Source organism: Psychromonas aquimarina ATCC BAA-1526, assembly GCF_000428725.1.
GTDB lineage: Bacteria > Pseudomonadota > Gammaproteobacteria > Enterobacterales > Psychromonadaceae > Psychromonas > Psychromonas aquimarina.
Genome location: NZ_AUAM01000064.1, coordinates 1 through 11633 on the forward strand (window position 1 = coordinate 1; position 11633 = coordinate 11633).

Below are 11633 nucleotides of genomic sequence, written 5' to 3' on the forward strand. Positions count from 1 at the left end.
GCGGTGCTGTACGTTCCGAAAAAAGCTAACCAAAGCTAAATTCTACTCAGGATTCTCCTGACAGCTTACTAAGACCGCTACCCTCAAATTGAGGGTATTAGGTGGACTCAAAAAACTTCGAGTCACAGGCTAATTAGTGTTTAGCGTAGTAAGTCAACGTTTAATCATTGTTGATATACTGCACGTTGTTAATTTTTTACGTCCAAATCAATAGTATTTATTGTTTTGGATGCCGATCTAAATAATAGACCAAAAATACATGAATTTGCAAGTATGCAAGATAATTTATCTTATATCTTTATTAAAAATTAAAATCACGTCCTGTGGGCGTGGTCAATGGTACTTACTCACCTTGTGCGATTAGTTATATAATAGCCACACTTACTAAGAACAACCCATTTAGGATTACAAAATGAAAAGGCTCTTTACGATCGCAACACTACTTGCAGCTTCTCTAACTGCTACTGCTGGCACTACTGGCGCTGACGGTAACTGGTTAACAAGCTACAACGTAACAGTTAATGAACAACACATCCTGAATGGACAACAACCTCTTAACCAGTGTTGGCCTAACCAAGTTGATGTGAATCATGATATGGCTGGCAACATCATCGAGTCAATTGAAATGCACAAAGCTATGTCAACAACTGTGTCTCATTATGATGTTAAGATGGATGACTGGTTAGGTTACGATAAAGCATTAGGTGGAATACTTATATGCCTCGATAAAAACCAAGCTGCATTTAAGGACCTACACGATCACCGCGAATGGGTAAGAGACCAAATCAAACGCAAGAACCGTTCGATTAGAGAGCGTAATAACCTTAGAAAGAATAACAAATATCTAACATCATCTGTAGCACGTTATGAGACAGCAGTTGCTGATATAGCTAGTAATAACGCAATACTAGCGGACTGTAAATTAGGTACAGGCATATTCGGCGATAGCGTATATACATCCGGCGATTGTAAACAGGCTGGTTTTAAGCAGAAAGACCTTACTACTACGCATGGTTTTGCACAAATTGCGGTGGAAAAGGCAGAGAAACGAGTAAAATACTCAACTAATGCAGTTGATCGCGATAAGGAGCTAGTAGCAGAAGAACAAGATAAAGAAGCAACTAAAGTCGCAAAACAACAAGCAGAAGAGAAAGCACAAGCTGAACGTAAAGCAGCATACCAGAAGCAACAAGCTGAACGCCGTGAAGCCGCTCGTGTAGCACGTCAGAAAGTATTAGATCACCGCGCTGCAGAACAACTAGCATACAACAACGCTAAAACAAAAGCTGAACGTGACGTAATGACACGTAAACGATTGGACGAACGTTTGCAATGTATGGATGATATCCCACAGTGGATTGATGATGAAGCTAAGCAAGCCGAGTTCATGTACGACAAACAACTGAACAAAATCTTCCGCGACTTCAGCAAACACTACCACCGTGACATCGCTGAACGTAAAGCTCGTGCGTCAGTGTCAGGTCTGTATGCTAATGTGGAAGCCGCATGGAAACGCTCAGCTGACGCACAACAGAACTGTTTTAACGAATACCCTTTCCTAGAAAATGGTGTTAAATAATATTACTCGCTCAAGTCAGTTGTAATAAACACCTAACGGTTGGTTAGTGCTTTTATCTGCATTTCACATAAGCTCCGCACTACGAACTCCCAAAAGGCTGCCTAACCGGTGGCCTTTTTTGTGTATGTCTGTAACAGCAATGCTATCAGTAAAAATGTTGTAAGGCGTATATGTCCCAAGCCTTAGAAGCAGTTATAGAATTGTTCGATTTTCCCGTGAAGGGCGAGCTATACATTCGAGGGCGTTCAAATGTATAACGTTAATGCACTATGTCTATTTATGCTTTATCCAATAAACGGATTTTTTTGAAATTCTTTTAATTGAACATTTCACTAAGTTGCTGCGCTGTAAATCCACCGTGAATTCTATCACCCAGGACAAATATCGTTGGCGTTCCTGTTACTTCCAACTGTGCGCCAAGTGTATTGTTCTTTTCTAACTGTTTGGATGCCATATCGAAATGTTCAGTCAGTTCTTCAATAGTTAAACCAACTTGTTTAACAAATGAATCAACGGCATCATTATTTAACCCTTTGGCATTAATAACCTTGTGGTGAAATGCAGAATACTTTTCCGGTGAACTTAACCAAATAGCCGTACCTACTAAGGCTGAATAACGAGAACTAGGCTTTTGTGGAAAAATAGGAAACTCTTTTATTATTACTTTTGCTTCAGGATCGATTCTTACAAATTCAGCAATAACAGGCGCAACCTGTTTACAGTAACCGCAGTTGTTATCAATGAATTCAATAATCACTTTTTTACCATTAGGATTGCCTAAAACCGGATCATTAAGGTCGGCATAAAGCTGCGGTTCAAACGTTTTAATTTTATTTTTGGCTATTTGTTTCGCGTTCTGTTCTTGGGTGAAGCGGTATTTAGCAAGCGACTTAATAATTAAATCAGGGTTATCCATAATGTACGCTTTTAATTCATCATCTGACAAACCCTCACTCTTAACAGTGGTTGTTTCAATAATACTTTGAGCGTTTAGTGCTATTAAATCAGCATTTGCAGATTGTCCGTCTTTAGCACCATCACTAACTTTGCCTAGCTGAACGATAGCGTAAGAGCTTAGGCCAATAGCCACTAAACTTGTAAGCAGAGTACCAAGAACAAGCGTATTATTTGAATTTTCAGTCTTCATGTTTGCGTCCTTAAATTAGTGGTATGCTTTTGAAATACATGGGTATTTAGAAAACTCATTGTTAATAGTATCTGAGTTATCAGGTTCGATTTTAGCTTTTTCGAGTAAAAACTTGTTCAGATCCCCATTGTTCTTAATTAACAGGGAGATATTACGAAGTGGCTCACACTGAGTTTCAGATTGACCTGCCATGTTGTCACTATCAAACAACACATACCCTTTACTGCCTGTGTTGTTGCAAGGAGTTGCTGCACCAATTATCTGTAAACCTAGTTCATCGGCATAATTAATGAGCTTTAGTAATTTACTCTTTATTTCTTTATCCATAATTCCCTCAAAGTCTAATTTTTTGGATTAATGGTTTTAATTTTTCTTCAAATGTTTGTAAATAGGTATTGGTACTGTTCAATGATGAATGGCCTAACAAGTCCCGCACATCAACAACAGTACCATTATGATCAAGTACGAGCTTTGCAAAATACTTCCGCCAACTGTGTGTACCCAGCGGGTAATCAAGCTTTAGCTTTTTTTGAACATTCAAATGATGCTCGGATGCAGAATGTACGCTCATTGGCCTTTCTCTGCGCACGTTTTGTTCATCTTGATATGCACTACGCTTGTTTGAGAATAGGTATTCACTTTCTCCGTTAATGACCTTACATTCAGCTATCACATCTTTAATTGCGTCATTAATATAGATGCGAACGGTACTGCTTTTTATTGCCTGAGCTTCACTTACATTCTCATATTTATCGTGTATGAGCATGTTGAAGACTTTTTGTTGAATTAAATCAAAATGTTCAAAGTAATGTCCGTCACTAGCAATAAAATCACTAAACTTTAACCATGAAGCGTCACTGTAACGTAAACCAGTAAGCGACTGCATTTGACAACATAAACTCAACACAGGGTTAATTTCCCAAAGTTCATCAAATATTTTATTCGCTTCATCTGCGTTGCCAGGAGGTAGACTAGCCTCTTTGCGCTTCTTTAGTTCACCATTAGACTTTCTCTGTAACGTTAGCCGTTCATCTATTCGCTTGTTTGTTCTTAGCATAATGGAAAGTCCTTTTGTTTCGATGGATTCATTATATAAGTCGGCTCCAATTTTCCAAAACGGCCCCAGGTAAATTATTTTTAGATTGTTTTAATACAACGCTATAGATATGTGCTGTTGTAGTGAAACGGGAGGTTACAAATACCATCTAAAGTATGTACGTTATTGCATATTGTTTTTATAGAACTATAATAACATAGGTTTAAAGCCTATTATAAACATAAAGAGTGAGGTTGTTGGTATGAGACACAAAAGATCGCCTAAAACAAAACAGCTTTGGCATTCCTTTTTTAACCATGAACAAATGCTTTTAAATTGGGTTAATAATCACTCTACCGTTCTCTATTCGCTTGAGCCTGAAGAACTATTAAAGTACCGCTCATATCTTGAGGACGAGCAATTAACGAAGCCTCCTAAGAACATCAGGCATATTTGCTGCTTAGATAATCCTGAAGATCATGAAGAATTTGAAACACTGTTTTCAGAACTGAAAGAAAGATACAGCAAGGCCGTGATTGAACAGGCCGTTACCGACAACAAAGAACCAGCCGTTAAATATCCTAACCGCTTTCCATTGTTCAGACATAACATCAAACAAGTTAACATTTCGATAAATGAAGCCTTTTCCTCCAAAAAAAAGTTGCTTGTTGATGTGGAAGATGAACAAACAATATCGTTAAGTTCAGTATTTGTTATTGAGCCTAAAGATTTGGACTTTGTTAAAAATGAAATGAATGGACAGGCAGAAATTTTAAAGAGGTTTGGCTTACGTTCCGCTGAAGTAACGGGAACTACTGATAGCAAAATTGTTTCGTTATCGCTTGATATTAATTTGAAAGAGTTGTTTTCATTAGCTAAGGCTGAAAGCTTGCAATTTAGAGAGCCGACTGGCGCACAGTATAGAGCAAGATTATTCACTTCAAACAATGAAATTCCACCAGAGCGGGTGAGATTTGGATTTATAATTTTGAATAATAAAGCTCAAATCAATAATGTTTTGCCGCAACCGCCCAGGCCACACAGCTTAAAAAAATCAGGGAGCCGTTTTGAGTTACCAATTTCAACATCTGTTGAAATCTACATAAAGCAAAGCGTTACAGTGTAACGATAATTTATGTTATCAATAGTGATTTAACGTAGTTCAAGGCCAGGTTTTAATATTCCTACACCTGTAAAGGTGTATTGCTATCATAAAATTTTATTAATACCAGGTTGTTAACCTGCACAGCACCTAAAAAAAGTAAAAAAAAATCACTCATAAATTTTTCATCCTTGTAACACCTCACGCCGACTGTAATTCCCACATACCAATAGTAATAACGAGGTTCCGATAGTGATTACTACCATCATTAATTATGACTAAAATACGTTCCTGAAATTGCAACAAGTTAAAGTAAAAATATTATTGAATACAGTACCTTTTACTTACATTTGATAGTGCTGTGGATCTTTTAAATTACTAAATTAACACCTAATTCTAAATTTGATTTATATCAAGACTCAACATATGGTGTTATGTATGATTCGCTACCACAAGATATAGTGATAAATATATAATTTACAAAAAAAAGAGGAGAAAGAGAAATGAAGTGTTCAACATAAAAAAAAGGTTCGTAAAGTCTCTAGCAATACGAACCTGTTCAATATCTTTTACATAAACCATTAAGGGTTACTAATGTTACGAAAAAGAGAAATAATCGCAGCTATTACTTCAATAATAGCTTTTACTTTTACACTACCTGCACTGGTAGATTTTAGTATGTTATCAATTGTAAATAACATCACCATAATCATCATAGGAGCATAAAACATTCAAAGCTCAATATTGCAATTTTGGCGAATTGCAGTGTTGGGCTTTTCTTTTACGCGAGCATTATACGAAGAAATATAAAATATAAAATGACTTATCGCAACTTTTTGCTACCAACTACCCTGCTGAATTAGATTATTTACTGGCAAGCAATCAACAATCACATAACGTTTTCAGAAGTATTATCACCCGTAATATCCTGGTAACTTTTTAGATCTAAACAAATCAGTAACGAGTTCAAAACTTCTGTTTTACTCTTATTTGTTTGCTCAACAATCGAATCTAAGTTCTTTCTAGCTGTATTTGAAATAGTGGCCTGTAAGTCATACCCGTTTTTTTGGCGATTTTTATATACCCGCAGCGTAGTTCTTAATTTAGATACCCCAACTTTAGACAAGTGAGTATTCCTGAAATGAATAAAGTCAGGCTCACCAATAATTAAATCTTTTTCAAGCTGTTCAAAGGCTCTTGCTGCTACCGAAAATGTTTTAAAAATTCCCGCGCTATCTACTGATGTTTGTTCTATTTTTCTGATCTGGTTTTTTACCCAAGTTACTTGCACATCGATGTATTCATTTAATGAGTTAGTTTTTTCCATAGTTTAAATTCTCTTAAATGGTGATTGTGAATATTAGCAACAACTTCCGTTACAGTGTAACGCAAACAAGCATAACTCCAAAGCTATTCGTTACACTGTAACGCACTAATATATTAAAGCACCAAATAGTGAGCATATACTGCATTTTAAGTGGGTTGCCAACTAGACTCTTAGTCACGCCTAACTCTTTGTTTTTAAAGGGGTATCGTGATCTATCAATAAACATTAAACCTTAAAAACCAGGACGTTTTTAAGGTTCATCACTCAGATTTAAATTCTAGCTAATAATCCTCCACGCAACCTGATTTAAGGAGGCACACAGACAGCTGTATTTTAGAGATATGGAAATATGGAAATATTATATTATAAAAATATAAAAATATAAAAATATGAAAATGATCTGGATTTGCTTTGGACGGGGCCGGAAAATTCCAGCCCTGTCTTTTTTACTCTACCTGGGGGTTTGCGCCCATTCCCTCGAAATTAACCTTAGCGGTTTTGAAAAAGTAAAATGACCTGTTGAGTACTCAATGGGTTCTATCTATATACCTTATTTCTACTATATAAAACCTTCACATGACTTATGTAGTTTTAAGATAGGAATACAGCGTCTGCCGGCTAACATTATATTCTTTGGCCAAAGCGGTTTTGTTGCTTCCAGCTGCCACCCGTTGCTTAAGTTCCTCCACTGACGTGGTCTAATGGATTTGTACAACCCAGTTAAGAGATAATAACCTCAACTGGAGTTACTGGTATGACCACAAGAAAAAAATACACCAAGGAATTTAAGCTAGATGCCATCAGTCTAGTTTTAGAGCAGAATTATACCCGAACAGAAGCCGCCAAAAATTTAGGGCTAAATGCCAATGTGCTTGGCCGATGGATCAAAGAACATCAAAATGACGACGGGTAAGCATTCAGGGGAAATGGAAAACTAACTCCCGAACAGGAAGAAATCCGAAAATTAAAAGCTCAGGTTAAACGCCTCGAAATGGAGAAAGATATCTTAAAAAAAGCAACTGTAGCCAAAAATTGGCAGTGTAGCGATAGCATTAGAAACGAGATCATTAGACTTACCCAATGTTTCATGACGAATATAGCTATCATCTACGTTCCGCAACTTTCCCATTGAGCGATCAGAGATATTCGCCATTTTGTATAGTCCATAATTGGTACCATTTGCCAATATGCAGGCAATGAGATCTTCATCGTTGACTGGTACCTTTTCTTTATTCGCTGAAATGTGAGTAAAGGCGTTTAAAAATCCCGTTTTCTGATTCACGAATGACATCAGCTCAACAATGCCCATGTGCTGAATTTGATTATAGAGGGGATTATCGATAGATTGCTGCCAACGACTATTCGGGATTGACCACTTTATCACCGCTGAAAATATGATTACTCACCTCCTTCAACCTTTGCTCTAGCTGTTGATACTTTTCAGTTAAGGTCTGATTAATTGGGGCGACTAGTTTATCAACTCCTGTTTTTTCAATTATCCCACTCTTATTCATCCATTCTTTTTTGGGGATTAGATCAGAGACAAGGCTTCGATTGTTGACGCTTTCTTTCACCGTCAATAAATTACTATGGAAGAGCTGTTCGGCTTTTCGGTAAAGAAAATACTCAAAGCGGTTGGCAATTTGTCTTGCATTTTCACCTTCCATACAGACACGATCTGATTTAGGTAGTACATCGAGATTAATTGTCTTGATGATCTTGAATTTAGTCAGTTCCTGATGTGAGAGCTCATATTGCTCGGCCAATTCATCTTTAAGGTGGATGAACTCTATATCAATGGACATAAATATGGATCGAATTATCTTCCTAACTTTGCTGGACTGTTTATCGATAAATTGCCATTCATATTCACGGCCATCAAAATCATTATTATCAAGGTGATCACTTAATAGACGAATGCTTTCAGCAGGCAGAAGTTTGAAGGCTTTCTCTCTAACTTCCCCAAAGCTTAACTCATCATCCATGTCGACATCGATAAAATATTTTAATAAGTTCCCGGCAGATTTTAGTTTCGTTCTAACAATATAAATATCTTCTACAACTTTTTGTTTGGCAAAAACCTTAGCTGACTCGGTAAGTTTTCTTACCAGGAACATAAATGCAGATAGGGGTGACGAGGGAATTCGGAAATTATTGTACGTTAGTGTGTAGTAGGGGCGACCGCAGAATTAGGTAATTATTACCTGCTAAGCCCCGCCACTTGCACTAAGCTTTGATTTACTTCGTCAACTTTGCGACAGAACCCTTAGATTGAGTACTTCAACAAATCCACGAGTATGAGGCAAACTCTTATAGTCTCGCATAGGTTTTCCTCTTTACTTTTATCAATGTTTATAAAAAATAATTTGCTATTTCATTTACTTACCTAATAGCCCTTTCAACATCGTGAAGTCCATCCAGAAGCAACTGCCTTCCATCAATAAGAGTACGATGCATTTGTGATCCAATGGTAATTTCTGAGCTCATTAGCATCATAGTTGTAACCGATATCTTATCATTATATACCTTAGCTTGCTGTTGGAGGGATAGAGTATTTATTTTATATAGATCTCGCACTTTTATTCGTTGTAAACCTGTTATTTCCCCTGCATGATCGGTAAAATTATGAAAAATTCCATATTTGTTGAATGACTCAGTTTTAGTCAAAGGGCCAAAAATTGGTCCATAAGCTTCATTCACAGTTCTACTACCGCCCCCTCCTGTCATTCCTTTTTTCCTTGCCAATCGACTTTTTTTCCATCCAGAAGATAATGACTTCGAAACCTTGCCAACTCCCATTCCAGCACCAAATGTCACCAGCCCAATAGAGGCTCCGATGCCAGCATTTATCCCTGCGCTTTTAAGGCTTGAGCCAGTAGCAACACTTAATCCAAAGTCTGCCGCCCCGGATACCACAGCATCCGTCACTGCCAGTCCAACTTGCACTGACGTTTTAGCCCCTATAGCACCCGCTCCAAAACCACCGCTAATAGCACCAATAGCCGCACCTATCGCTACTTGTTTCCAATCAAAAGACCCGCCACTTACAGCAACTTTAACCCCCTCTGCTGTCGCTGATACTGCAGCTCCAACTACAGCACCCACGATAACACCTACCAATATTGGGAGAAAAGCAAAGTGCCCGGTGGAGTCTCGTAAGTTGACAGGGTCTCCCAGACAATAGGCGTAAGCATTAACCCCGCCTTTTCCAAATGGACTCATACTGTCGGCGGCATGAAAGCGCATTAAGCCGGGGTTATAAACTCGGTACCCATTACCCAAATGATACAACCCGGTAGCCGGGTCTTTACGCTCTCCGTTAAACCCTAGCGTATTGGCTGCTAGTCGGCTGCCGGATGCACTAGATGATAATGACTGCCCCGCGACTGCTAGGCCAGGTGATAAAGAAGCGAATGAAGAAATCACTGCCACTGCAGATGAACGTTTGATAAAGCTTCTGCGCGACATTTGATGCTGGGCTGTTGGACGATATAGTTTTGAATTATTTTTCATTATGCTTAGTCCTCTCCATATGCTGTGTATTGACGTTTGGCGTATTCACGCTCTGCTGAGTCTGTCTCGCTTAAGGTTGATAACACGCTGTTTTGACTATTAGGAATAAGAAATTGATGAGCGCTTTCTCCTCCTGCATGTACGGCAGCTAACTGCACCTGCTGTTTTTTGATAACTACTATGCTCACCGTTTGTATATTCATTTGCAAGTTATTCCCCTTCTAAACACAACAAAAAACCATAAAATCGACTCAGATTTGCTTTTTCCCCCGATTTTTACCGGGAAAAAAGGGCAAACCCTCACCCATTTCATGATCATCCTTTGGATAAGCTATGGCGTAACCTGTAGGGATTTGGCGCGCACAAAAAAACCGTGAAATTGACTACTATTGACTAATCCTAAAGAGGGTGTAAAGTGAGAGGCTATTGATAAGTGTTCATCTACTTTGACAGATGGGATTTCAATTCAAGTTTATCCTTAAAAACTTCACTCACTTTTAAGTGATCTGTTCCACGCAGTAATGTGAGGTCTGTCGCAAACTAAAATTATATTGCTCTAAATTAGATATGCACTTTTATTCAGATACAATTATGCAGCGAGAGAATAAAACTGCTCCCAGGGGGTCATACTTTCAGAATCAATCATCTGTCCGTGTTTAATCATGGCGCACACTTCAACATCCGCTAACGTTGATTCTGCACCAATCCAAGACTTCCAGCCTAAACATTGATGCATTTTTCCTTTCACTTTCCGATGACTTTGCTCGACAATATTATTGAGGTATTTAACCGCCAATACTTCGATCATACATAACATGTACCCGCCCAACCAAAGGCGAATATTGATGGTGTCTAACGCGGCTGCATTCGCGCCACTTTTATCGATAACAACTTTCCTTGGTAAGGCCACTACTCTTTATTGCTTTATCAAAGAAGGCCTGTGCATCCTGCTCATTACGCGTTTCACTCAAATAGAAGTCAATAATAGCGCCGTATTTATCGACGGCTCTATAGTAATAAACCCACTTACCTTTAATCTTTATGTATACTCAAGATCAGCCACAACATCGGAAAATGAAAAATTGAAGACGATAGGACGAGATCTGAAATATCCCAAAAGCAGAATAAAGTACGCCCGTGTTTCTAACCGTCTCAACTCATTGACAAGCTTTTTGGTTTCATTATCGAGTGAGAAGTAATCTTCTCTGTCTGTACGGTTAAAGTTAGGAAGAGCATAAAGCTCATTTATTTCGGAATCATTTAGTATTTGAATCCGTTTAGTTGTTGTTTTACTGATGACGATTTACCTTTGTTGTTATTTTTCATCATCATAGCTTATGTGATTGGTTAAAAAATCTTCTTAAGGTTAATTTCGAGGGGATGGGCGCCCCCCCTACCTGTAGTTACACATTATGTAACAAATATATATATCCCCCCCCTTCATCGTTATTTATTTTCAGTTTTTTGTTTTAATTAATAGTTCTATACGCGCTGGAGATTTTTTTAGATCTCCGTTCAATACTCTGTCTAACAGACATCCAATTGAGCGCTCTGCATAACAATAGCCATTTACGACACGCAATTGAAGCCCTGGAAGAAAAAACACAATATTTCGCATAAATTATGCAGGTTAATAAGGTAAAACAAATAGAAGCGGAAGCACCAGCACCATTAGCAATAATATTTATAATAGGTTTTGAACCTATTATATTATAAATGTGTGAGTGAGATGAAAATATTAATAGCAGGCCTGGCTTATAGCTGGTGTGTTTAGGTTGATAATGAACTAACTCTGAACGCTAAAAATTGTACTTAGAAATTCGCTCTCACTGCTGGTCAGCTTTATGTTTCCACCCGTAAAAAATAACAAATTGACCGATTTTATGGACATTGTAAGGCACACCATAATAGTTAATATGCCCTTGGATC

12 protein-coding genes and 2 pseudogenes are annotated in these 11633 nt (G+C 37.9%); 3 read left to right on the plus strand and 11 right to left on the minus strand.

Annotated features, from left to right (window positions below; all coding sequences use genetic code 11):
- Positions 1-412: 412 nt before the first annotated feature.
- Positions 413-1579: a hypothetical protein gene (locus G337_RS0117475; RefSeq protein WP_028865042.1), complete on the plus strand. Its 1167-nt coding sequence runs from the start codon at positions 413-415 to the stop codon at positions 1577-1579.
- A gap of 316 nt (positions 1580-1895) precedes the next feature.
- On the opposite strand, the gene G337_RS0117480 is transcribed toward G337_RS0117475, so the two are convergent.
- From G337_RS0117480 to G337_RS0117490, 3 genes are read right to left on the minus strand one after another with little or no spacing between them, the layout of a single operon-like run.
- Positions 1896-2726 (minus strand): DsbA family protein, encoded by an 831-nt coding sequence (locus tag G337_RS0117480; protein ID WP_028865043.1) that lies wholly within the window; start codon positions 2724-2726, stop codon positions 1896-1898.
- A 15-nt stretch (positions 2727-2741) separates the two neighbouring features.
- Positions 2742-3053, minus strand: a complete 312-nt coding sequence (locus G337_RS0117485; RefSeq protein WP_028865044.1) for a hypothetical protein — start codon at positions 3051-3053, stop codon at positions 2742-2744.
- A 7-nt stretch (positions 3054-3060) separates the two neighbouring features.
- A complete protein-coding gene (locus tag G337_RS0117490) occupies positions 3061-3783 on the minus strand; it encodes a tyrosine-type recombinase/integrase (RefSeq protein WP_028865045.1) in 723 nt (240 codons plus the stop codon).
- A 241-nt stretch (positions 3784-4024) separates the two neighbouring features.
- Between G337_RS0117490 and G337_RS0117495 the strand changes: the two genes are divergently transcribed.
- Positions 4025-4888, plus strand: coding sequence for a hypothetical protein (locus G337_RS0117495; RefSeq protein WP_028865046.1), 864 nt, complete (start codon positions 4025-4027; stop codon positions 4886-4888).
- 865 nt (positions 4889-5753) lie between these two features.
- On the opposite strand, the gene G337_RS0117510 is transcribed toward G337_RS0117495, so the two are convergent.
- Positions 5754-6191 carry a hypothetical protein gene (locus G337_RS0117510; RefSeq protein ID WP_028865047.1) on the minus strand — a complete coding sequence of 146 codons (438 nt, stop codon included), beginning with the start codon at positions 6189-6191 and terminating at the stop codon, positions 5754-5756.
- A gap of 581 nt (positions 6192-6772) precedes the next feature.
- The gene (locus tag G337_RS28300) at positions 6773-6880 is read right to left on the minus strand and encodes a helix-turn-helix domain-containing protein (RefSeq protein ID WP_084605461.1); all 108 of its coding nucleotides are present in this window, start codon (positions 6878-6880) and stop codon (positions 6773-6775) included.
- A gap of 65 nt (positions 6881-6945) precedes the next feature.
- Here G337_RS28300 and G337_RS26550 point away from each other — a divergent pair.
- Positions 6946-7209: pseudogene (locus tag G337_RS26550) on the plus strand (transposase); the annotation flags it as partial.
- Here the strand turns inward: G337_RS26550 and G337_RS28705 are convergent.
- The 6 genes and pseudogenes from G337_RS28705 to G337_RS29585 all read right to left on the minus strand — a co-directional run bounded on the left by G337_RS28705 (position 7198) and on the right by G337_RS29585 (position 11007).
- Positions 7198-7500 carry a Tn3 family transposase gene (locus G337_RS28705; protein WP_342665403.1) on the minus strand — a complete coding sequence of 101 codons (303 nt, stop codon included), beginning with the start codon at positions 7498-7500 and terminating at the stop codon, positions 7198-7200. The pseudogene G337_RS26550 and the gene G337_RS28705 overlap by 12 nt on opposite strands.
- 49 nt (positions 7501-7549) lie before the next feature.
- Positions 7550-8308, minus strand: coding sequence for a hypothetical protein (locus G337_RS0117520; RefSeq protein ID WP_028865048.1), 759 nt, complete (start codon positions 8306-8308; stop codon positions 7550-7552).
- Positions 8309-8573: 265 nt separating this feature from the next.
- On the minus strand, positions 8574-9704 hold the full coding sequence (locus tag G337_RS27840; protein ID WP_051303352.1) for an RHS repeat-associated core domain-containing protein: 1131 nt from the start codon (positions 9702-9704) through the stop codon (positions 8574-8576).
- A 5-nt stretch (positions 9705-9709) separates the two neighbouring features.
- A complete protein-coding gene (locus tag G337_RS0117530; protein WP_028865049.1) occupies positions 9710-9907 on the minus strand; it encodes a hypothetical protein in 198 nt (65 codons plus the stop codon).
- 386 nt (positions 9908-10293) lie between these two features.
- A pseudogene (locus G337_RS26560) lies at positions 10294-10750 on the minus strand (IS6 family transposase); the annotation flags it as partial.
- Positions 10744-11007: a DUF4158 domain-containing protein gene (locus G337_RS29585; protein ID WP_084605464.1), complete on the minus strand. Its 264-nt coding sequence runs from the start codon at positions 11005-11007 to the stop codon at positions 10744-10746. The pseudogene G337_RS26560 and the gene G337_RS29585, both read right to left, overlap by 7 nt.
- Positions 11008-11633: the final 626 nt, after the last annotated feature.